The following is a 21,885-nucleotide window of genomic DNA, read 5'->3' on the forward strand; positions in this document are numbered from 1 at the left end:
ATGCCCGATCCCTACCGGGATTTGGTCACAGCAGTCTTAACGCGATAATGGCGCGATGGCACGTTCCAGCGCAGCGAACAGGGCATTTTCGTCCGGAGTCTGCGCCACCACGACCTGGGTAGCCCCGGCATCATGCGCAATCGTGCCGACCGCAGCTGAAAGGCAATAGTGTGGAACTGCGAGGGCAGCGATCTCGACGCCCGACAAGCCCACCGCCTGGAAGAATGCCCGCGCGCTCCGCCGCGAATAATGCAGCACGGCCTCGATTCTGCCGGCCACGAAGGCCGCAGCAACATCATTCGGCAGATCGGCCACCGGCATCATCCGGTAGGTGGTTTGTGTCACCACCGTGAAACCACGCGCACCGAGTTCGCCAGCGAGATCCCGCGCAAGATCGGCGCCGGCCAGATAAAGGAGCGGGCGGGTCTTGTTCAGCAGCTTGCTCTTGCTGCTCTCCGTCAATAGGTCCCGCAGCGCCGCAGCATCACCTTCGGCGGACACGACCTTGGCAAAGCCGAGATCGCGCGCGGCCTCTGCGGTCCGGTCGCCGACCGCGAACAGCGGCAGGTGAAGCAGGGTTGCCTGCACCGGCTGATCGGCGAGTGCGCGTAGCGCATTGGAGGACGTCACGATCACCGCGCCGAAATCCGCATCCGAATCGATGGACAGCATCACCTTTTCGAAGCGCAGCATCGGCGCCGCCAGCACCTCAAAGCCCCGCGCGCGCAAGGCGGCGGCGGTGCTGGTAGTGTCCGGCTGCGGGCGAGTGACGAGAATAGCCATATCTGAGGTCCGGTTTCGGGGGTCTCGCATGCCACGCAGGGCATCGAGTGATTGCACCTTGCAACCCCGCAATGCTACGCCGGGGACAGGAAAAGCCCGGATTTGGCTGATTTAGCAAGGACCGATAGTGACCACCGACCAACCGATGCTGGTGCTGGGAATCGAGACGACCTGCGATGAGACCGCGGCCGCCGTCATCGAACGCCAGCCCGACGGCAGCGGCAAGATCCTGTCCAATATCGTCCATTCGCAGATCGGTGACCACGCGCCCTATGGCGGCGTGGTGCCCGAGATCGCCGCGCGCGCCCATATCGACCTGCTCGACGGCATCGTCGGCCGCGCCATGAAGGACGCCGACGTCAATTTCGCGCAACTGAGCGGTGTGGCCGCAGCCGCCGGACCCGGCCTGATTGGCGGCGTCATTGTTGGTCTCACCACCGCAAAAGCCATAGCCATGGTGCATGACACCCCGCTGGTGGCCGTGAACCATCTCGAAGCCCATGCGCTGACGCCGCGGCTGACCACTTCCTTGGCGTTTCCGTATTGCCTGTTTCTCGTTTCCGGCGGTCATACCCAGATCGTCGCGGTGCTCGGCGTCGGCCACTACGTCCGGCTCGGCACCACCGTCGATGACGCCATGGGCGAAGCCTTCGACAAGGTCGCCAAGATGCTCGGCCTGCCCTATCCCGGCGGTCCGCAAGTGGAGCGGGCTGCTGCCGGTGGCGATCCCAAGCGCTTTGCGTTTCCGCGGCCGATGCTTGGCCGGCCCGATGCGAATTTTTCGCTGTCAGGTCTCAAGACTGCGGTACGCAACGAGGCCAGCCGGCTCATTCCTTTGGAAGAGCAGGACATCGCGGATCTCTGCGCCAGCTTCCAGGCGGCGGCGCTGGAATCGACGGCGGATCGATTGAGCGTCGGCCTCAGATTGTTCGAAGACCAATTCGGCCCGCCGCATGCACTGGTCGCGGCAGGGGGTGTCGCCTCCAACCAGGCGATCCGCGGTGCGCTGCAGGCCGTCGCCGCAAAAGCGCAGACCACGCTGATCATCCCGCCGCCGGCACTGTGCACCGACAACGGCGCGATGATCGCCTGGGCCGGCGCAGAGCGCCTTGCGCTGGGACTCACCGACACGATGGAAGCACCGCCCCGCGCGCGCTGGCTGCTCGACGCTGACGCCAACGCGCCGGCAGGCCATTCCAAATCCCGCGCGGCTTACTGACGGGAACATCATGGCCGACTTAAACTCTGTGGCGGTGATCGGCGCTGGTGCTTACGGCACGGCGCTGGCCGATGTCGCGGCGCGCGCCGGCCGCGAGGTCGTGCTCTATGCACGCTCGACTGCAGCCGCCGAACTGATGCAGGTATCGCGCGCCAATCCGAGATTGCCCGGCGCTGCCATCGATGACTCTGTCTTCGTCACCGCCGATCTTTCGCTGTCAGCGCGCGCCGATATCATTCTGCTCGCCGTCCCGTCGCAACAGTTGCGCGAGGCATTGACGGCGCTCGCGCCGCTATTGCCGGCAGGCGTTCCGGTGGTCGCCTGCGCCAAGGGCATCGAGCGCGGCAGTCACAAATTCATGACGGAAGTCATCGCCGACGTCGCACCGCATGCGATCCCTGCCATTCTGTCGGGACCGAATTTCGCCGACGATGTCGCAGCGGGCCTGCCCACAGCAGTGACACTCGCCTGCGCCGACGAAGATATCGCTGTCGCGCTCGTGCAGGCCCTGGGTTCGGCGACGTTCCGTCCCTATCACTCCACCGATGTGCGCGGCGTCGAGATCGGCGGTGCGGCGAAGAACGTACTGGCAATTGCGGCGGGTATCGTCGCCGGCAAGCAGCTCGGCGCGTCGGCCCTTGCAGCACTCACGACGCGCGGCTTCAGCGAATTACTGCGACTAGGCATCGCATGTGGCGCGCGCACCGAGACGCTGTCGGGACTGTCAGGTCTTGGCGATCTGATCTTGAGCTGTTCGAGCGCGCAATCGCGTAATTTTTCGCTCGGCGTTGCATTGGGCCGCGGTGAACAGCCGGCGCCTGGCAAACTTGCCGAAGGTGAGTTCACGGCGCCGGTGCTGATCGAGCTTGCGACATCGAAGGGCGTCGATATGCCGGTGGCAAAGGCCGTGGCGGCAATTCTGGCCGGCCAGGCAACCATCGATCAGGCAATCGATGGCCTGCTGACGCGGCCGTTCAAGGCAGAAGGTTAGAGGCAAGATGAAATACTGGCTGGTGAAATCGGAGCCATCTGTATGGTCATGGGATCAACAGGTCGCCAAGGGCAAAAAGGGCGAAGCCTGGACCGGCGTGCGCAACCACAGCGCCAAGCTCAACATGATGGCCATGAAGAAAGGCGATCGCGCCTTCTTCTATCATTCCAACGAAGGCAAGGAAGTTGTCGGGATCGTCGAGATCGTGAAAGAGCATTATCCCGACCCGACCGATGAATCCGGCAAGTTCGTCTGCGTCGACATTGCCGCCGACAAGCCTTTGAAGACGCCGGTGACGCTCGTTGCCGTGAAGGCCGAGCCAAAGCTCGGCGAGATGGCGCTGCTGAAACTGTCGCGGCTCTCGGTGCAGCCGGTGACCGCGGAGGAGTGGAAGCTCGTCTGCAAAATGGGCGGATTGTGAGCGCCGACGGCGCGGCCAATCTTGCAATCACTGATCCCGTAGCTTTCATCCGCGCCAATACGCGCCTGCGACCGGTGCCACTGGTGCCGAACATTGTGCTGCACACAGCCGACGAGGCCGTACCGCTGTGGAGCAAGACTGAGGAAGAACTCGGCGAAGCCGGACTGCCGCCACCGTTCTGGGCCTTCGCCTGGGCCGGCGGACAGGCACTGGCGCGCTTTGTTATCGATCATCCCGGGCATGTTGCTGAAAAGACCATCATCGATTTCGCAACAGGATCGGGGCTGGTGGCTATCGCCGCGATGAAAGCCGGGGCAAGGAGCGTCTTCGCCTATGACATCGACGCCTTTGCGCGCACGGCCATCGCGCTGAACGCGGCTGAAAACGGCGTTACGATCAATGCTCGCGGTGACGATCTGCTCGGCGGCTCATCTGTCCCGCCCGCACAAACGATTCTTGCAGGCGATATTTTCTATGAACGCGACACCGCAGAGCGCGCCTTTGCATTTCTTTCAGAGCAAGCGGCGCGCGGTGCAACGGTCCTGATCGGCGACCCCGGCCGCAGCTATCTGCCGAAAGACAAGTTGCGCAAGCTCGCGGAATACAGAGTGCCCGTGACGCGCGATCTTGAAGATGCAGAGATCAAGAACACGGCGGTGTGGACGCTGGCCTAACTACCCCGCCTCAGCCACCACCTGCGCCAGAAGCTGCTCGCGTTTCGATTGCGAGCGATAGCCCGTTTGCGTCGCGGCGATGCGCGCGAGGACGCCGTCCTCGAAGGCGGTGACGATGGTGTCGTGCACGTAGCTCTTGCGGCAGATCGCCGCCGTGTTCTGCAATTCGTCCGCCGCCGACCGCACGGCTTCGAGCACCTGCTTCCTGCGCCCGCGCTCACTGGCTGCCGGCTCTATCCGTGACAGGGTTTCAGCCACCGTCGCCGACGCCATCAACGTGCGGAAATCCTTCAGTGAAATCTTGATGCCGGCGATATCGCGCAGGAAGGCGTTCACTGCTGCCGTGTTGACCTTGTGAATGCGGCCAGCATTGTCGCGATACTGGAACAGGCGTTTGCCCGGCACGTCGTGCAGGATACCAATCGCGCGGACGAGCTTCGACGCATTGGACTCCTTGCGCACTGCCTTGCCGCCCTTGGCCTTGAAGGTCAGCACGATGCAATCGTCTTCGAGCTGCACGTTCGACTTCATCAGCGTAGTAGCGCCGCGGGTGCCCGACAGCTTCATATAGCTCTCATTGCCGGCACGGATCGCGGTCCGCGTGACCAGTTCGATGACAGCGGCGAGCGCGAACTCACGCGTCGGCTCGTCGCCAGCCAGAAGCGCCGAGACGTTGCGGCGGATCTTCGGCAGTGCCGCCACCAGCTTCGCCAGCCGATGCGCCTTGCGCTGCTCGCGGACCTTCTCCCAATCCGAGTGATAGCGGTATTGCAGGCGGCCGGCTGCGTCGCGGCCTACGGCCTGCAAATGTGACGTAGGATCAGCGGCATAGCGGACCTCGGCATAGGCCGGGGGCACCGCCATGGAGTTCAGCCGCTTGATCGTGCCGATATGCTTGATGGGGGTGCCGTTGGCCCTGACGAAGGAATAAGATTTTCCGCGCTTGAGCCGGCGGATCGTCAGCTCAGACTGATCTCCAAGCTTCAGGCCCATTTCACGGGCCAAAACCTCCACGCTCGCGGGGCTTGGCTTGGCCATACGGGCTGGCCGCGCGACGGAACGGGCGGAAACGGCCCGGGAAGGCGCGAAATTCTGCTGTTCCATCATAGTGTTATCTGCCTCGTCGGCCCTGTGTCTCTGCTAATGCCGTTTATTGATTTTTGGTTCCGGGCCGCTTGGCCGTCCCTGCGAGGGCGATTTAGGGGCTTCCCGCAACTATTGCGAGTCCACAGGTACGCAATTTCGGTTACTGGTTACCGTTTAGCGCCCGAATTGGCTTTATGATGAAGTTTCCGAGCCGTCAAAACGCGAACGTGATCGGGGCTGCGACCTTGCGGACCGACCAAAGGCCTAGTCCGTCCCCGCTTGTCCGGCTATCTCGCCCCGGCGCATATTGCGCGCAACGAGAACCGGCTGGCGGCGAATTCGCGCAGCGGTCGCACGGTGGTGGAGGGGACGATGTCCGACAAAATTTACGACGTACCGGCTGAGTGGACGACGCGCGCCTTCGTCGATGACGCGAAATACAATGAGATGTATGCGCGCTCGATCAGCGATTCCAACGGCTTCTGGGCCGAGCAGGCCAAGCGCCTCAACTGGACCCACGCCCCCACCAAGATCGAGAACACGTCCTTTGCCCCAGGCAAGATCTCGATCAAGTGGTTCGAGGATGGCGTATTGAACGCCGCCTATAATTGCATCGACCGCCATCTACCGAAGCGCGCCAACCAGACCGCGATCATCTGGGAAGGCGACGACCCCTCGCAGTCGAAGCACATCAGCTATCAGGAACTGCACGACGAAGTTTGCAAGATGGCCAACGTGTTGCGCAACCGCAATGTCGGCAAAGGCGACCGCGTCACGATTTATCTGCCGATGATTCCGGAAGCCGCTTACGCGATGCTGGCCTGCGCGCGCATCGGCGCGGTCCATTCAGTGGTCTTCGCCGGCTTCTCGCCGGACTCGCTGGCGCAGCGCATCACTGACTGCCAGTCTAAGATCATCATCACCGCCGATGAAGGCCTGCGCGGCGGCAAGAAGGTGCCGCTAAAGAACAATGTCGATGCCGCGGTCGCCAAGGCCGGCGGTGTCGACTGGGTCGTAGTCGTCAAACACACCGGCACGCCGGTGAATATGGATCCCGCCCGTGACTTCTGGTATCGCGAGGCCGCCGAAGTCGTGACCACCGAATGCCCCTGCGAGCCGATGAATGCGGAAGATCCGCTGTTCATCCTCTACACGTCAGGCTCCACCGGCCAGCCCAAGGGCGTGCTGCACACCACTGGCGGCTATCTGCTGTTCGCCTCGATGACACATCAATACGTGTTCGACTATCACGAGGGCGATATCTACTGGTGCACCGCCGACGTCGGCTGGGTGACCGGTCACAGCTATATTCTCTATGGGCCGCTGGCGAATGGCGCGACCACGTTGATGTTCGAAGGCGTGCCGAACTATCCGTCGATGTCGCGCTTCTGGGAAGTCATCGACAAGCATCAGGTCAATATTTTCTACACCGCACCGACCGCGATCCGTGCGCTGATGCAGGCCGGCGACGAGCCGGTAAAGAAGACCTCGCGCAAGAGCCTGCGATTGCTCGGCTCGGTCGGCGAGCCGATCAATCCGGAAGCCTGGGAGTGGTACTATCACGTCGTCGGCGAGGCGCGCGCGCCGATCGTCGATACCTGGTGGCAGACCGAGACCGGCGGCATTCTCATCACGCCTCTGCCCGGCGCCACGAAACTGAAGCCGGGTTCGGCGACGCGGCCGTTCTTTGGTGTCGTCCCCGAGATCGTCGATGCCGATGGCAAGGTGCTGGAGGGCGAGACCTCGGGCAATCTCTGCATCGCCAAGTCATGGCCTGGCCAGATGCGGACGGTCTATGGCGATCACGCCCGTTTCGAACAGACCTATTTCTCGACCTACAAGAACAAGTACTTCACCGGCGACGGCTGCCGCCGCGATGCCGACGGTTATTACTGGATCACCGGCCGCGTCGACGACGTCATCAATGTCTCCGGCCACCGCATGGGCACCGCGGAAGTGGAATCGTCGCTGGTCGCACATGAGAAAGTGTCGGAAGCCGCCGTGGTCGGCTATCCGCACGACATCAAGGGCCAGGGCATCTACGCTTACGTCACGCTGATGAACGGCGTCGAGCCGACTGAAGAGCTCCGCAAGGAGCTCGTGGCCTGGGTTCGCAAGGACATCGGCCCGATCGCCTCGCCGGACCTGATCCAGTTCGCACCGGGTCTACCAAAGACCCGCTCCGGCAAGATCATGCGTCGCATCCTGCGCAAGATCGCCGAAGACGAGCCGTCATCTCTGGGTGATACATCGACACTGGCCGATCCCGCCGTGGTCACCGACCTCGTCGAGCATCGGCAGAACAAGAAGCCGGGGGCGTAACCGCTCGCCCAATCTGTCGGCAAACACGGAGTGATGTGGTGGATCGTCGGTCATTCGTGTTGGGAAGTGCTGCAGTTGTTGCGGGCGGAGCCTCCGCCCGTGCGCAACATGTCGGTCATCCCACATTGCCTGCGGCACCATCGTCGAAAGAGCCCTACGCCAAATTGCAAGGCGGCGTACCGCATCACATGACGCCCGAGCAGGAAGCGCAGCGCGTCACGGAGAGTCCCGCGCCGAAAGGGCTGCAAGGCAAGTGGATATCGCGTGCGGCATTGCCATTACCGCGCAGCGAGATGGCCTGGGCGACATCATGGGCCGATCGTATGCATATCGTCGGCGGCTACGGCGAAGGCCGTGTCGACCGCCCCTATCACCATGTCTACGATCCCGCTTCAGATCAGTGGCTCGACGCAGCGCCCCTGCCGCGCGGCGCCAACCATGTCTCGGTCGCTGCCGATGCCGGCCGCGTCTATGCGCTTGGCGGCTTCATGCAGCAGAACCGCGGCTCGGACCAGAACGCCTATGCCTATGATGTCGCTGCCAATCGCTGGGATACGATCGCGCCCTTGCCGCGACCACGCGGTGCCGGCGCTGCCGTTGCGCTGAACGGCAAAATCCATCTGATCGGCGGCGCGTCGGAACCGGCGGCTGAGCGCGCCAGTGTCAGTTGGCACGAAGTCTATGATCCCAAGACCGACAAATGGGAGACCCGCAAGGCACTGCCCGGTGCGCGCGACCATGTCGGCTGCGTCGCCATGCGCGGCGTGATCCACGTGATCGGCGGGCGCTTCAATACGTTCGAGTACAATACCGATCTGCACCATGTGTATCTGCCCGAGCGCGACACATGGGAGCTGCGCGCCGCACTGCCGACGACCCGTTCGGGCCATGGCCTTGTGGTGTATCGCGACCGGCTGTTCGCCATGGGCGGCGAATCCGGCGTGGTGCAGAACGGCCAGCTCACCCAAGGCAAGGTGTACGGACAGATGGAAAGCTACGACCCGGCCTCCGACACCTGGCAGAGCCACGCGCCGATGCTGACCCCGCGCCATGCGGTCGGCGCCACGGTTATTGGCGACTGGATCTATGTGGCTGGTGGCGGTGCAGTCCTCGGCGGCGCGGTACAATCCGCCGTCCATGAGGCCTTTACGCTGGCCTAGTGACCTCCAACGCATTGCATCTGGCTGGCCTCACGCGATTGTCAGGGCCGGATGGCCACCCCCGGCCAATTTAGAGCGAGTGTTGTTTTCCGGGCATTTACTTTGTTCAGCGGATTTCCTCTTTAGGCGCTCGTTGGCGCACTCCCCCGCGCTGGCAGAGACCGGTTGTTTACGCGACTGGTTGAGAATTTCCCGTGTGCAATTGTTTTCGTCGCCTTGAGAGGCGGCACGACCTCGTCGGCCGCTACCGGCCGGGCCGAACTGGAGAGATCGATGTCCTTGAAGATTGCTCGTGCGCTGGCAGCCACCGTTGTCGTTGGCGTCCTGATGTCCCCCACCGCGCAGGCAGCGCCCAATGTGGTCGGCTTCCACGGCGACTATGCCCCCGGCACCATCGTCGTGAAGACCAATGAGCGTAAGCTGTATCTCGTGCTCGAACAGGGTCAGGCCGTGCGCTATCCCGTCGGTGTCGGCAAGCCCGGCAAACAGTGGGCCGGCGCCACCAAGATCGACGGCAAGTACCGCCAGCCGGCCTGGGCTCCGCCCGCCGACGTCAAGCGTGACAATCCGAATATCCCGGATGTGATTGCGGGCGGTTCGCCAGCTAATCCGATGGGCGTTGCTGCGATGACCCTCGCCGGCGGCGAATATGCCATCCACGGCACCAACCGCCCCAATTCGATCGGCGGCTATGTCTCTTACGGTTGCGTCCGCATGTACAACGAAGACATCACCGACCTCTATTCGCGCGTCTCGGTCGGCACGCCGGTGATCGTCACCCAGCGCTGATCGCTGGCAGCTTCGCTATTCTGAAAAGCCGCGCATGATGCGCGGCTTTTTGTTTTGCTGATCTCATCGGCTATCGCACCAGCCGTTGCGATGACCGCCACCATACGGGCGCGCGTGCCCTGCGTTGAGCATTGCTGCAGACACGTTGGGCGTTTGCCTGGTCGCGACATCGGCGACCACGCGGCCGGGATATTTGTCAGGCCCGATATTGTAGATCGTAAGGCTTCCCTCGCGGAGCAACTTGGTCAGTGCGGCCGTCGCAGTTTCTGCTTTCTGAATCTCGCGCGCGCATTGCCCCTTCAGCTCCGGCGCATCGATGCCACGCAAACGAATGCGCACGCTGACGTCTTCACCCGACCCAAGATGCACGCGCGCGCCAAAAGTATCGCCGTCGATGGCATAGCGCATCTCGATCGAGTAGCGCGCCTCAGCATTGCCGGCGCGCCTGACGATCGCCTCGGAATCGCGGGCCGCCTCGGTCCGATCCGCGCCGGGCAGGAACGGCAGCCAGCGCTTCACCGGCAGCATGGTGCCGGCGGCCAGGCCGAGCACGAATACCCACGGCATCGCCGCGGACATGCGGGATCGCCACGGCGACGCACGGTGAATGCGCGATGCTGGGGTCATCGTCCTGCGATAATGTGAGTCGAAACAACCAGCCAGAAGAATCTGGCCCAGTGATCCGAAGAGTTAGAAGTCGGACGCAATGCCCTTGCGTTCCCAGTCGCCAAAGCGCGTGGGCTCCGGGCCTTCAGGTCCCTGGAACTCTTTCGCTTTCGCCGCAGTATGCGCTGCTGCAGCTGCAGCCCGACGTTCTTCTGCCTCGGCCAGCGCACGCTGCGCGGCGGGCGTCAAAACTTTCTTCGGTGCCGGCTCAGGCTCCGGCAAAGACGTTGCGGACTCGGAAGGAATGTCGTTCATCTCAGGTTTCCTGCTGAACCGGCAAGGGCGGCACGCGTTACATAAATCAATGTCGAACAGTTGCCGTTCGACTGTGAGCATATAAGGGCGATTCTTACATTTGGCATATTCGCATGCGACAGAATCGCTCCCATCCAATGGCCGCATGCTGAGCCTGCCCGCGCCATTGCCCGCCCTCCGTCGTGATGTTTTCGCATGTCGCAAGTAAGATACGCACCGCCAACCGAGGTCCCCGGCCTCGCCGCGCGACGGATTGCGGCGGATATTCTCGACGGCGTCTTGCACAAGCATCGGACCCTCGACGACCAGCTCGAAGGCGCCGCGGCCCATCCCGGCCTGAAAACGCTGTCCGACCGCGACCGCGCGCTGATGCGACGTCTGGTTGCGACGATCCTACGCCGGCTCGGTACGCTCGGGCATATTCTCTCCCGCCTGCTCGACCGCGGTGTCCCCACCGATGCCCCGCGTGCGCAGAGCGCGCTCCTGATTGGTGCTGCCCAGATCCTCTGGATGGATGTGCCGGATCACGCCGCCGTCGACCTCTCGGTCCGCATGGTGCAATCCGACCGCCGCGCCGCGAAATATGCCGGACTGGTCAATGCCGTGTTGCGACGCTGCGCCCGTGAAGGCCAGCCGCTGATCGACGAAGTTGCCGCCCAGACTCTCGACATCCCGCCCTGGCTGATGGCGCGCTGGACGGCCTATTACGGCGGGACGGCAGCCAAGGAAATGGCCGTGGCGCTGAGCCATGAGCCGTCGCTCGATCTCACCGTCAAATCCGAAGCCGATGCCTGGGCCACGCGCCTGCACGGCGAAGTGCTTCCAACCGGTTCCGTCCGAACCTTGCTGCAGGGCTCGGTGACCATGTTGCCCGGTTTCGATGACGGCCAGTGGTGGGTGCAGGATGCCGCGGCGGCACTGCCGGCACGACTGTTCGGCGACCTCAAGGGCAAACGCATCGTCGATCTCTGCGCCGCGCCGGGCGGCAAGACTGCGCAATTGGTCCAGGGCGGCGCACAGGTCACTGCTATCGACCGCTCGCCGAACCGTGTGGCGCGGCTGCGCGAAAATCTGGCGCGGCTGTCGCTCGAGGCCGAAACCGTCGTCGTCGACGGCACCGAATATCCCGGCGAGGGTTTCGACGGCGTGTTGCTGGACGCGCCATGCTCCTCGACCGGCACTATCCGGCGGCATCCCGACGTCGCCTGGCTGAAACAGGACTCCGATATCGTCATGCTGACGGCGCTGCAGCGGCGCCTGCTGCAGAAGGCGGCTTCTATCCTGAAGCCCGGCGGAACCCTGGTCTATTGCACCTGTTCGCTGGAGCCCGAAGAAGGCGAACAGGCCATCGCCGACCTGCTGGCCAAGGATTCCAGCATGCGCCGCGCCCCCGCCGACGCCAGTGAAGTTGCCGGCCTGGCCGAGATCGTCACCCCCGAGGGCGATCTGCGCACTTTGCCGAGCCATCTGCCCCATGCCGATCCTCGGCTCGGCGGGCTCGACGGCTTCTATGCGGCGCGACTCATTAAATCCTGATATTCACAGAGTAATCTCCCGATTCGCGAGGCTTCCACAGGGAGCTTCCTTGTACTGTGTGCGGATCGCGTTTCCGGCTAAAAGGATTCGCAACAACCCTTTCTCTTCCAGTTCAAGGCGCGCGTGGTCGCACATCGCAGACGTATCTCGGGGCTGATCCTCGGCCGCTTCGCGCGGAGCGCGATGTCGCGCGCATCTGGCGGATCGGCAGCGCTGGCCCGGCTCTGGCCCGGACGCACAGATCGCCTGATCATCGCGCCGCATGATCTGCGCACCACCGATGCCACCCGCGCCGCCGAAATCTATGCCGGGCGCTTCGTCTTCGCCGGCAAGATCGTGACCTGTCACGGCCGTTCGATCTTCGACCTGGAACCGCCGTCGGAAGACTGGGAAGTCTCGCTGCTCGGCTTTGGCTGGCTGAGACATCTGCGCGCCGCCGACACTGCCATCACCCGCGCCAATGCGCGCTCGCTGATCGACGACTGGATGTCGAATACGTCGCGCAAGCGCCCGGTCGGACGCCGCGCCGACGTCATCGCCCGCCGTGTGATCTCGCTGCTGTCGCAGGCACCACTGGTACTCGGCGATACCGACGGCAAATTCTATCGCCGCTATCTGCGCTCGCTCAGCCGCGAGATTCGCTCGCTACGCTACGCGCTGTCGCATGCACCCGACGGCGTGCCAAAGCTGCAGGTACTGATTGCGCTGTGTTACGCATCCCTCTGCCTCGCCAATCAGGCGCGCCACATCCGCACTGCGACGCGCAAACTTTCCGACGAATTGCAGCGCCAGATTCTACCGGACGGCGGGCATATCTCGCGCAATCCGGGCGCGTTGATCGAATTGCTGATCGATCTGCTGCCGCTGCGGCAGACTTTTGCCGCCCGCAACATCGCGCCACCGCCGGCGCTACTGAATGCGATCGATCGCATGATGCCGATGCTGCGATTCTTCCGTCATGGCGACGGCTCGTTCGCACTGTTCAACGGTATGAGCAATGCGCCATCGCATCTGCTGGCGACGCTGCTGGCCTATGACGACACGCACGGCGTGCCGATGGCGCATATGCCGCATACCGGCTTCCAGCGTCTCGAGGCCGGTCAGATGACCGTGATCATCGACACCGGCCCGCCACCACCGTCCAGTGTGAGCCACGACGCCCATGCCGGTACGTTGTCGTTCGAACTGTCGTCCGGCCCGAGCCGCATCGTCATCAATTGCGGCATGCCGTCGACGGGTCGCGACAACTGGCGCGCTTTCGCGCGCGGCACGCCCGCGCATTCGACGATGACCTATCACAACACCTCGTCGTGCCAGTTCGTCGAACGGAGCGCGATGAAGAAGTTTCTGCAGGGCGCGCCGATCGTCAATGGCCCGCATGTGGTGGAGAGCTATCGCGAGATCACCTCGAACGGCACCATCCTGACCACCGCGCATGACGGCTATCACCCACGCTTCGGTGTCACGCATCGGCGCGTGCTGATGATCTCCGAGGACGGTTCGAAACTCGAGGGCGAGGACATCGTCGCGGCGGCGCCCGGCGCGCGGCTGAAAGGCAGTAATACCGACTACGCCTTGCGCTTCCATCTGCACCCGTCGGTAAAGGCCAGCCGGCTCAGCGACGCCCGCGGCGTCATGCTGGTATTGCCGAACCGCGACGTCTGGACCTTCGAAGCCCTCGACGACAAGGTCGAGCTGGAGGACAGCGTGTTCCTGGCCGGCAATGACGGACCGCGCCGGACCGCCCAGATCGTGATCCACCAGAACGCGCAGCAGACCTCCAGCATCCGCTGGAGTTTTGCCCGCTCGGCCTCCTCGCCGTCGCAAACGACGGCCCGCCGCAACGCCCGCCGCGAGCCGGAATTGCCGTTGTAAATCAGGCCTTCACGACGAAATTGCTGGCATGCAAGCCCTTGCGGTTTCTTGCACCGCGAAACCATGCTACGCGGCGTCCTTCTCCCACGGGATACGCATCATGACCGACCATCCGCGCAAGGTTACTCGCGCTCTATTGTCCGTTTCCGATAAGTCCGGGCTGATCGAATTCGCGCGGGCGCTGTCCGCCCACGGCATCGACCTCGTTTCCACCGGCGGTACCGCCAAGGCGATCGCTGCGGCGGGCCTGAAGGTCTCGGACGTGTCCGACCTCACCGGCTTCCCGGAAATGATGGATGGCCGGGTCAAGACGTTGCACCCCAAGGTCCATGGTGGCCTGCTCGCGATCCGCGACAATGCCGAACACGCCAAGGCGATGAAGGATCACGGAATTTCGCAGATCGATCTGCTCGTCGTGAACCTCTACCCGTTCGAGGAGACCGTCGCGAAGAACGCCTCCTATGAGGATTGTATCGAGAATATCGACATCGGCGGTCCGGCAATGATCCGCGCAGCCTCCAAGAACCATGACGACGTCACCGTCGTCGTCGAGCCCTCCGATTATCAGTCGGTGCTCGATGAACTCGCGACCAACAAGGGCGCGACCACGCTGACGCTGCGCCGCCGTCTGGCAGCCAAGGCTTATGCCCGCACTGCGGCCTATGACGCCGCGATCTCGAACTGGTTTGCCGATCAGTTGAAAATCGATGCGCCGGATTTCCGGGCTGTTGGCGGCAAGCTCGTCGAAGCGTTGCGTTACGGCGAGAACCCGCATCAGACCGCTGCGTTCTATCGCACGCCCGAACTGCGCCCCGGCGTATCCTCGGCGCGGCAGGTGCAGGGCAAGCAACTGTCCTACAACAATATCAACGACACCGATGCGGCCTATGAATGCATCGCCGAGTTCGATCCAAAGCGCACCGCAGCCTGCGTCATCGTCAAGCACGCCAACCCCTGCGGCGTGGCCGAAGGCAGCAACCTGATCGACGCCTATCGCAAGGCACTGGCGTGCGATTCTACTTCGGCCTTCGGCGGCATCATTGCCATGAACCGCACGCTGGACGCGGAGACCGCGCAGACCATCACCGAGATCCTGACCGAGGTGATCATCGCGCCGGACGCCACCGAAGAAGCAATCGCCATCATCGCCAAACGACGGAATATCCGCCTGCTGCTGGCAGGCAGTCTGCCTGATCCGCGCGCGCCAGGCCTGACCTACAAGACGGTGGCCGGCGGCCTGCTGGTGCAGAGCCGTGACAACGCGGTGGTCGATGACATGATCCTAAAGCCGGTTACCAAACGGCAGCCGACGGAAGCTGAATTGCGCGATCTCAAATTTGCATTCCGTGTGGCCAAGCATGTCAAATCGAACACGATCATTTACGCGAAAGACCTTGCCACCGTCGGTATCGGTGCAGGCCAGATGAGTCGGGTCGATTCCGCTCGGATTGCCGCACGTAAGGCGCAGGATGCTGCTGCCGAACTGAAACTCGCCGAGCCTATGACCAAAGGATCGGTCGTCGCATCAGATGCGTTCTTCCCCTTCGCCGACGGACTATTGGTGGCGATCGAGGCCGGAGCCACGGCCGTGATTCAGCCTGGCGGTTCGATCCGCGACGATGAAGTGATCAAGGCGGCGGATGACGCCGGAATCGCAATGGTGTTCACCGGCGTCCGCCACTTCAAGCACTAGTTGCGGCCATAAGGAGCCCCGGCTGCTAGCCAGCGGCCCACGGCCAACCGATAGACCAAGATGATCGATTTTCTCAGTCGGCGCATCGAGCGGCGTGATCGGGCTACAAAGCCAAGGCCTGTTGGACCATGAGCGTATCGACATATTGCGTCATGCGCGCGATCTTGCCGCCCCTCACTAGGTAGAGGTGTGCGAAGGCGGCCTGCATCGACTTGCCCGTCGTCTTGTAGGTCCCAGAGTAAACGCCGAAGGCGGCGACGCGGTCGCCATCTTCGAGATAGGTGTGAACATCGGCGCGGTAACCCACCCACTCGGTGGCGAGGCGCCGAAACACACCCGCCGCAATCGCTTCCGGCCCCACGTAAGTTCCTGCGTAAGGGAAACCATCAGCTTCGGTCCACGCGGCATCAGGAGCGAGAGCGGCCAGCAGGTTATGGCCGTTCTCTTCCGATGATGATCCCTCATAGGTAGCCCGGATCAGATCGAGATTGGCGCCCATCTCAGCCCCACTTCATCTCGCCGGTGGCGACCTTGGAGCCGATGTCGAGGGCAACCCCCATGCCGAGACCGGGGAAGCGGGCTTCCATGGCTCTCTTGAGCGTTATTGAGTCCTTGGCCTTGGCCAGCTCTTCCTCGAAGGCAACAAGGTAAGCCTTGGTGTGCGCAACACCCGTGAGTTCAGTGGGAGCGTCCGGCGTCATGTGACCGGGCACAACGATTACCGGCTTGCGGGCGGTAATCTTATCGAGATTGGCGATCCATGCAGCGCGCTGTTCCTTGGTCGGTGAATCGGCGGTCCAGACATACACACCCGCAAAGATCATTACCCCGCCAAACACCGCGTTCAACGACGGCACGAAGAGATAGCGCCGACTGGCCAGCCCTTCTGCATCGACGATCTCAATGGTCTCCCCATCGACGATGAGCTTCTTGTCGTCGAAAGCCTTGGGAATGACGACATCGGCAAGCGTCTGCGGGCCGTTTTCCTTAAGCTGCGGCCCCCAGACTGCGAGTTTCTTTTCCACATTGCCGTTGATGGCGGCCACCGTATCGGATGCTGCAATCACCCGAGCTTCGGGGAAAGCTTCCTTAATTGGCTTGAGGCTGAAGTAGTAATCCGGGTCGGCTTGGCTGACATAGATGGTGGTGAGCTTCTTGCCCGTCGCCTTGATTGCGTCGGCTACAGCCCGACCGTCGGAGTAAGTGAAGCCGCCATCGATCAGAACAGCCTCGGACGCGCCAGTAATGAGCACGGGGGCGCGAAAGAAACCCTTCGGGCCGGCGGGGAAGTGCTTCCACGAAAGCCCACCAGCTGCGTAGCCCGTTCCCTCTGGAGCGAACACAGCGACTGCACCGGCGGCAAGAGTTGTTTTCATGATGGTTCTCCTGGTGAACATGGGCGTCTCCTCGTGAGAGTGGGTAGTGTAAAATTCAGGCGTGGCTCGCCTGTCGCTGTTGATCAGTAAAACTCAGGCTGCCTTCAGTCCCTCGACGAGCGTCTCCATGCTGCCGAACAGACTACTCGCGCTGACAAGACGTCGGCTCTCCCCGTTGCCCACAATGAGGGATGGGACGCCATTGGCGCCAAATCGGCGCATCTCGACGCGTGCTGTATCGAGGCGCGTACGGTTAGCAGCGATCAACGCGTCATCAGGAGCGACCAGGCGATCCGCGATCTCCGGCAACTGCAACACGCGCAGCACATGCGAGAGAACCGAGATGTCCGTGTTGTCGCGGCCCTCGACATAGCGTGCATTCTGAATGGCCTTGAGAGCATCGAACTCCCGGTCCGGGGCAGTGAGTGCGACCGCGGTGATCGCCAGCGTCGCCGGGCCAGAGTCGAAGGGGCGCGTGTGATCCCCGAGGACATTGCGGCGATAGGCTTCGCTGAAGGGCTGACCACTCAGGCGGGAAATGCGCTGGTCGTTGGCCCAGGCGAATGCAGCGAAACCGTTGTCCATCGGTCTGGCACCAGACCCGGCAAAATGCCCGGTCGGAGCTAACGCGAAGGAAAAGTCCGGCAGAGCGGCAAGCTTTTCGAGAATTGCAGAAGCGCCGTAGCACCAGCCGCAGAGCGGATCGAAGAGATAGGCGATGTGCGTGGTAGCGGCCATATCGGTCTCCTTGGACGCGATTTATGGCACACGGCAAATGCTCGAATAAGACCGACAAACCAGACAGAATGTATGCTATTAACTGACAATCTATCCCGTTCCTCACGGTCATAGCGATGAACCTGAACCGGCTGGCTTATTTCGCTGCTGTCGTTGACACAGGCTCCTTCACGCGCGCGGCAGAGCGGCTCGGCATCACCAAGGCCGTGGTGAGCCAGCAGGTGACGCAGCTCGAACAGGAGTTGCGGACGAGCCTTCTCGTCCGGACCACGCGGCGCGTCCATCCGACCGAGGCTGGCCGCATGTTTCATGCACGTTGCGTCATGATCTTGCGGGAAGCGGAGGATGCGTTCAACGAACTCACCCAAGCGGCCGCCGAGCCGACCGGCACCCTGCGCATCACCGCGCCCAACGACTACGGTATCGCAGTGGTCGTTCCGGTGGTCACGGCCTTCACAAAGCGCTATCCCGGCTGCCGCGTGGAGCAGACGCTAAGCGACCAGACGATGGATCTCACCTCCGGCAAGATAGACATGGCGATCCGGGTCGGCTGGCTTGCAGATTCCAGCCTGCAGGCGCGCAAGATCGGATCCTTCCGACAATTGCTGGTCGGTGCCCCTGCATTCGCGGATCGAATCGCGGCCACCTACGATCCAAAGGATCTCGCTGCGCTGCCGTTCATTGCCAACATGGCACTGCGCGAACCGCTACTGTGTCAGTTCTCGCGCAGCGACCTCGAACGACGGACCGTGCGCATGCAGGCGAGCATGGGCATCGACACGACGCCAGGGGTACTCGCGGCAGTCAGAGCCGGTGGCGGCCTTTCGGTTTTGCCGGATTTCCTGGTGGCCGAAGATCTAGCCTCGGGGCGGCTGAGCCATGCCCTCCCGGAATGGCAGCTGCCGTCCGGCGGCATCTACACGGTTTACCCTGCAGCACAATTCCGGCCGCGCAAGGTGACCGCCTTTGTCGAAATGCTCATCGCTGCTGAGCGAAATAAGGATTCGATCGGAGATATCCCGGGACGCGCACCCTAGTCTTCCCGCACCCGTGCGAGCAGACCGAGGCCACCGACAAAGAACAGCACCAGCACCGCCATGCCAGCCTTCTGGCTGGCGGTGACCGCGGTGACGAGGCCGATCAGCAACGGCCCCATAAAGGACGTCACCTTTCCGGTCAGCGCGAACAGACCGAAGAACTGCGCGATGCGATCTTGCGGTGCCAACCGGATCAACAGCGTGCGCGATGCCGCCTGCAGCGGACCGCCCGCCATGCCGATCAGGCAACCCAGCGCGAGATAGGCCTTCTCCGCAGGCGCCGCGAACAGGCCGCCACCGGGCACCGGCGGCGCGACCTTGATGAAGAAGATGGTTTCGCGATCAATCAGCAGGATCGCGATGATCGAGATCAGCAGCAGCAGGATGCTGCCGGTGATTACACGCTTTGGTCCGAACGCATCGTCGAGCTTGCCGCCGACGAAGGCGCCGAACGTTCCGGCAATGGCCAGGATGATACCGAATGTGCCGATCTGAATCGTATTCCAACCGAACGTGCCGGCCGCATAGATGCCACCGAAAGCAAACAGCGACACCAGCCCGTCCGTGTAGATCATGTTGGCAATCAGGAATGCCATCATCGAGCGATGCTTCGGCAGATCACTTAGCGTGTGCCTGAGATCGGTCAGACCTGCACGCACGGCGTGACCGGGCGAAACCTTTGCAGGAAAATCCGGCGTCAGGAGAAACATCGGCAGCACGAAGACGACGAACCACAGGCCCGACAGCGGCGCCGAAATGCGATCGCCCTGGAACGTCGCGGGGTCGAGACCGAGGATCGGGACCAGACCGAACAATGTGCGCCCCGTGGTCGGGTTCGCAGCCATGAAGCCGAGCACGATGATTAGGCTGAGAATGCCGCCGACATAGCCGAGCGCCCAGCCCGAACCGGACAGGCGGCCGATTTTATCCGGCGGCACCAACGTCGGCATCATCGCATTGTTGAACACGGTGGCAAACTCCACGCCGATGGTCGCCAAGCCATAGGCAATCAGCAGCGGCAGGATGATAGCGGGATCGCCGGGCTTGCCGATCCACATGATGCAGGCGCCGATCACGAAGATCGCACCGAAGCTTGCGATCCACGGCTTGCGGCGGCCGCTCGCGTCGGCAATCGCGCCAAGCATCGGCGATGCCAGCGCGATGACCAACCCGGCCGCAGCGGTGGCGAAGCCCCACAGGGATTGCCCGGTGGCGGCGTCGGATGCCACGCGCGTGGCGAAATAGGGCGCGAAAACAAAGGTTGTGATGAGACTGAAGTAAGGCTGGGCCGCCCAGTCGAAAAACATCCAGCTGATCACCGCAGAGCGCGGTGGATAGGTCTTTGGCGCCGCTGTCACAGAGGCTGATGAAGCGGCGGCGACCGCCATGCGTGGTATCCCCCGCGAATCACAGAGTGTTGTCTCGTACGTTTCACAAGCCATATAGCATTCGAGACGGCGATGCGATCATGTCCGCTGTCAGCCGGAGTGATCGATGGCACTGTTTGCTTTCCTGCGTTGTACGTGCGTCGCAGCACTCGCTTTTATACTCGTCGTCCCGGCATCGACAAACGCGCAGCAGGCGCGTGACGTCTATACCCCCGCACCGTCAGGCACGCTCAAGCCCATCGCTGCCACGCATGGCATGGTCGTCGCCCAGGAGAAGATCTCCGCCAAGGTCGGTGCGGATGTCATGGCGCACGGTGGCAATGCGATCGATGCGGCTGTTGCGAGCGGTTTCGCCATGGCCGTCACCTATCCGCGCGCCGGCAATATCGGTGGCGGCGGCTTCATGGTGATCCATACCGCCGCCGGCGAGGACATCACCATCGATTACCGCGAGACCGCGCCGGCCAAAGCCACCCGTGACATGTTTCTCGGCAATGACGGCAAGCCGGATATCGCGAAATCGCGTGACTCCGCATTGGGCATCGGCGTCCCCGGCACGGTGGCAGGGCTCGCGCTTGCGCTGGAAAAATACGGTTCGGGCAAATTCACATGGTCGGATCTGCTGCAGCCCGCGATTGCGCTGGCGCGCGACGGCTTCGTCGTGGCGGACGATATCGCCGCCACGCTGCCCGATCTGCAACGACGCACCGCGCGCTGGCCATCATCGGTGAAGATCTTCTCGCGCTCCGATGGCACAGCGCTGCAACCGGGCGATACGCTGACCCAGAGCGACCTTGCTGCGACGCTGACGGCAATCGCCGCGCAAGGGCCACGCGGATTCTACGAAGGCCCGGTAGCGCAGAAGCTGGTCGATGGCATCAACAAGGCCGGCGGCATTTTTGCGATCGAAGACCTCAAGGCCTATCAGCCGGTGATCCGCCAGCCGGTGCGCGGCAGCTATCGGGGCTACGATATCGTCTCGATGCCACTGCCATCATCCGGCGGCACAGTGCTGCTGGAAACACTCAACATCCTCGAAGGCTTTCCAGTGGCAACCTTGCGGCAAGGCTCGGCGCCGTCGCTGCATCTACTGATCGAGGCTATGAAACGCGCTTATGCCGATCGTGCGCGCTATCTTGGCGATCCCGCATTCGTCAATGCACCGATTGCGATACTAACCTCGAAAGACTACGCCGCCAAACAGCGCGCCTCGATCGATCTCGACAAGGCGACGCCATGGACCGACGCGCTGTCTGCGGTGCCTCCGCGTGAAGGGCAGAACACGACCCACTATTCCGTGGTCGATGCTGCCGGCAATGTTGTGAGCAATACCTATACGCTCAACTTTCCCTACGGTGTCGGCCTCGTCGCCGATGGCACGGGCGTGTTGATGAATAACGAGCTCGACGATTTCACCGCAGCACCCGGCGCCTCGAATGCCTTCGGCCTGGTCGGCTTCGAAGCCAACCTGCCCGGCCCAGGCAAGCGGCCACTGTCATCGATGTCGCCGACCATTGTCCTGAAGGACGGCAAGCCGGTACTCGTCACCGGTTCGCCCGGCGGCAGCCGCATCATCTCGACAGTGCTGCAGGTGATCGTCAATGTGATCGACTACAGAATGGATGTGATGTCGGCCGTCGCGACCTCTCGCCTGCATCACCAGTGGCTGCCTGATGAAGTGCGCATCGAACGCGGCTTCAGCGAAGAGACCCTCAATGCCCTGCGTGCCATGGGCCACAAGGTGGTCGAGCCGATGGGCCAGACTTCGGCCAATTCTATTCTCGTGACGCCAGACGGCTTGCTTGGTGCCCCTGATCCGCGTACGCGTGGCGCTGAGGCATCTGGGTACTGACGTCCAATGACATATCCGGTGCTC

The 21,885-nt window shown here is 62.7% G+C and carries 20 protein-coding genes; 12 read left to right on the forward strand and 8 right to left on the reverse strand.

Annotated features, from left to right (window positions below):
- Positions 1–36: 36 nt before the first annotated feature.
- Positions 37–783, reverse strand: a complete 747-nt coding sequence (locus tag AB8B02_RS24500) for a uroporphyrinogen-III synthase (protein ID WP_231078673.1) — start codon at positions 781–783, stop codon at positions 37–39.
- Between the two features lie 145 nt (positions 784–928).
- Here AB8B02_RS24500 and tsaD point away from each other — a divergent pair, with 145 nt between their 5' ends.
- From tsaD to AB8B02_RS24520, 4 genes are read left to right on the forward strand one after another with little or no spacing between them, the layout of a single operon-like run.
- A complete protein-coding gene (gene tsaD, locus AB8B02_RS24505; protein ID WP_439065937.1) occupies positions 929–2,002 on the forward strand; it encodes a tRNA (adenosine(37)-N6)-threonylcarbamoyltransferase complex transferase subunit TsaD in 1,074 nt (357 codons plus the stop codon).
- Between the two features lie 10 nt (positions 2,003–2,012).
- A complete protein-coding gene (locus AB8B02_RS24510; protein ID WP_439065397.1) occupies positions 2,013–2,993 on the forward strand; it encodes an NAD(P)H-dependent glycerol-3-phosphate dehydrogenase in 981 nt (326 codons plus the stop codon).
- A 7-nt stretch (positions 2,994–3,000) separates the two neighbouring features.
- Positions 3,001–3,414 (forward strand): EVE domain-containing protein, encoded by a 414-nt coding sequence (locus AB8B02_RS24515; protein ID WP_093757772.1) that lies wholly within the window; start codon positions 3,001–3,003, stop codon positions 3,412–3,414.
- On the forward strand, positions 3,411–4,088 hold the full coding sequence (locus AB8B02_RS24520) for a class I SAM-dependent methyltransferase (RefSeq protein ID WP_244558218.1): 678 nt from the start codon (positions 3,411–3,413) through the stop codon (positions 4,086–4,088). Before AB8B02_RS24515 ends, AB8B02_RS24520 begins: the two co-directional genes overlap by 4 nt.
- On the opposite strand, the gene AB8B02_RS24525 is transcribed toward AB8B02_RS24520, so the two are convergent.
- Positions 4,089–5,195, reverse strand: coding sequence for a DNA topoisomerase IB (locus AB8B02_RS24525; RefSeq protein ID WP_089263196.1), 1,107 nt, complete (start codon positions 5,193–5,195; stop codon positions 4,089–4,091).
- Between the two features lie 351 nt (positions 5,196–5,546).
- On the opposite strand from AB8B02_RS24525, the gene acs reads away from it, so the two are divergent.
- The 3 genes from acs to AB8B02_RS24540 all read left to right on the forward strand — a co-directional run bounded on the left by acs (position 5,547) and on the right by AB8B02_RS24540 (position 9,445).
- Complete coding sequence (gene acs / locus AB8B02_RS24530) at positions 5,547–7,496, forward strand: acetate--CoA ligase (RefSeq protein ID WP_439065398.1); 1,950 nt, start codon at positions 5,547–5,549, stop codon at positions 7,494–7,496.
- Between the two features lie 38 nt (positions 7,497–7,534).
- Positions 7,535–8,656 (forward strand): Kelch repeat-containing protein, encoded by a 1,122-nt coding sequence (locus AB8B02_RS24535; protein WP_439065399.1) that lies wholly within the window; start codon positions 7,535–7,537, stop codon positions 8,654–8,656.
- A 273-nt stretch (positions 8,657–8,929) separates the two neighbouring features.
- Positions 8,930–9,445 carry a L,D-transpeptidase gene (locus AB8B02_RS24540; protein ID WP_093757775.1) on the forward strand — a complete coding sequence of 172 codons (516 nt, stop codon included), beginning with the start codon at positions 8,930–8,932 and terminating at the stop codon, positions 9,443–9,445.
- A gap of 63 nt (positions 9,446–9,508) precedes the next feature.
- Here the strand turns inward: AB8B02_RS24540 and AB8B02_RS24545 are convergent, their stop codons facing one another.
- Complete coding sequence (locus AB8B02_RS24545) at positions 9,509–10,024, reverse strand: thermonuclease family protein (RefSeq protein ID WP_439065400.1); 516 nt, start codon at positions 10,022–10,024, stop codon at positions 9,509–9,511.
- Positions 10,025–10,135: 111 nt separating this feature from the next.
- Positions 10,136–10,366, reverse strand: a complete 231-nt coding sequence (locus AB8B02_RS24550) for a DUF1674 domain-containing protein (protein WP_115033144.1) — start codon at positions 10,364–10,366, stop codon at positions 10,136–10,138.
- A 195-nt stretch (positions 10,367–10,561) separates the two neighbouring features.
- Between AB8B02_RS24550 and AB8B02_RS24555 the strand changes: the two genes are divergently transcribed.
- From AB8B02_RS24555 to purH, 3 genes are all read left to right on the forward strand, one after another.
- A complete protein-coding gene (locus AB8B02_RS24555; RefSeq protein WP_439065401.1) occupies positions 10,562–11,902 on the forward strand; it encodes an RsmB/NOP family class I SAM-dependent RNA methyltransferase in 1,341 nt (446 codons plus the stop codon).
- A gap of 183 nt (positions 11,903–12,085) precedes the next feature.
- Positions 12,086–13,777 carry a heparinase II/III family protein gene (locus AB8B02_RS24560; protein WP_089263676.1) on the forward strand — a complete coding sequence of 564 codons (1,692 nt, stop codon included), beginning with the start codon at positions 12,086–12,088 and terminating at the stop codon, positions 13,775–13,777.
- A 100-nt stretch (positions 13,778–13,877) separates the two neighbouring features.
- Positions 13,878–15,470 (forward strand): bifunctional phosphoribosylaminoimidazolecarboxamide formyltransferase/IMP cyclohydrolase, encoded by a 1,593-nt coding sequence (gene purH / locus AB8B02_RS24565; RefSeq protein ID WP_439065402.1) that lies wholly within the window; start codon positions 13,878–13,880, stop codon positions 15,468–15,470.
- Positions 15,471–15,573: 103 nt separating this feature from the next.
- On the opposite strand, the gene AB8B02_RS24570 is transcribed toward purH, so the two are convergent.
- From AB8B02_RS24570 to AB8B02_RS24580, 3 genes are all read right to left on the reverse strand, one after another.
- The gene (locus AB8B02_RS24570; RefSeq protein WP_175369316.1) at positions 15,574–15,969 is read right to left on the reverse strand and encodes a nuclear transport factor 2 family protein; all 396 of its coding nucleotides are present in this window, start codon (positions 15,967–15,969) and stop codon (positions 15,574–15,576) included.
- Between the two features lies 1 nt (position 15,970).
- A complete protein-coding gene (locus AB8B02_RS24575; protein WP_439065403.1) occupies positions 15,971–16,867 on the reverse strand; it encodes an MBL fold metallo-hydrolase in 897 nt (298 codons plus the stop codon).
- Between the two features lie 72 nt (positions 16,868–16,939).
- The gene (locus tag AB8B02_RS24580; RefSeq protein WP_175369318.1) at positions 16,940–17,584 is read right to left on the reverse strand and encodes a DsbA family protein; all 645 of its coding nucleotides are present in this window, start codon (positions 17,582–17,584) and stop codon (positions 16,940–16,942) included.
- Between the two features lie 116 nt (positions 17,585–17,700).
- Here AB8B02_RS24580 and AB8B02_RS24585 point away from each other — a divergent pair, with 116 nt between their 5' ends.
- The gene (locus tag AB8B02_RS24585) at positions 17,701–18,621 is read left to right on the forward strand and encodes a LysR family transcriptional regulator (RefSeq protein ID WP_175369319.1); all 921 of its coding nucleotides are present in this window, start codon (positions 17,701–17,703) and stop codon (positions 18,619–18,621) included.
- Here AB8B02_RS24585 and AB8B02_RS24590 read toward each other — a convergent pair.
- Positions 18,618–20,009: an MFS transporter gene (locus AB8B02_RS24590; protein WP_175369320.1), complete on the reverse strand. Its 1,392-nt coding sequence runs from the start codon at positions 20,007–20,009 to the stop codon at positions 18,618–18,620. The two genes, AB8B02_RS24585 and AB8B02_RS24590, sit on opposite strands and share 4 nt — an antisense overlap.
- Positions 20,010–20,115: 106 nt before the next feature.
- Here AB8B02_RS24590 and ggt point away from each other — a divergent pair, with 106 nt between their 5' ends.
- Complete coding sequence (gene ggt, locus AB8B02_RS24595) at positions 20,116–21,861, forward strand: gamma-glutamyltransferase (protein ID WP_439065404.1); 1,746 nt, start codon at positions 20,116–20,118, stop codon at positions 21,859–21,861.
- Positions 21,862–21,885 lie beyond the last annotated feature (24 nt).

Origin of the sequence: Tardiphaga sp. 862_B3_N4_1 (genome assembly GCF_051811085.1) — a bacterium.
Taxonomy (GTDB): Bacteria; Pseudomonadota; Alphaproteobacteria; order Rhizobiales; family Xanthobacteraceae; genus Tardiphaga; species Tardiphaga robiniae.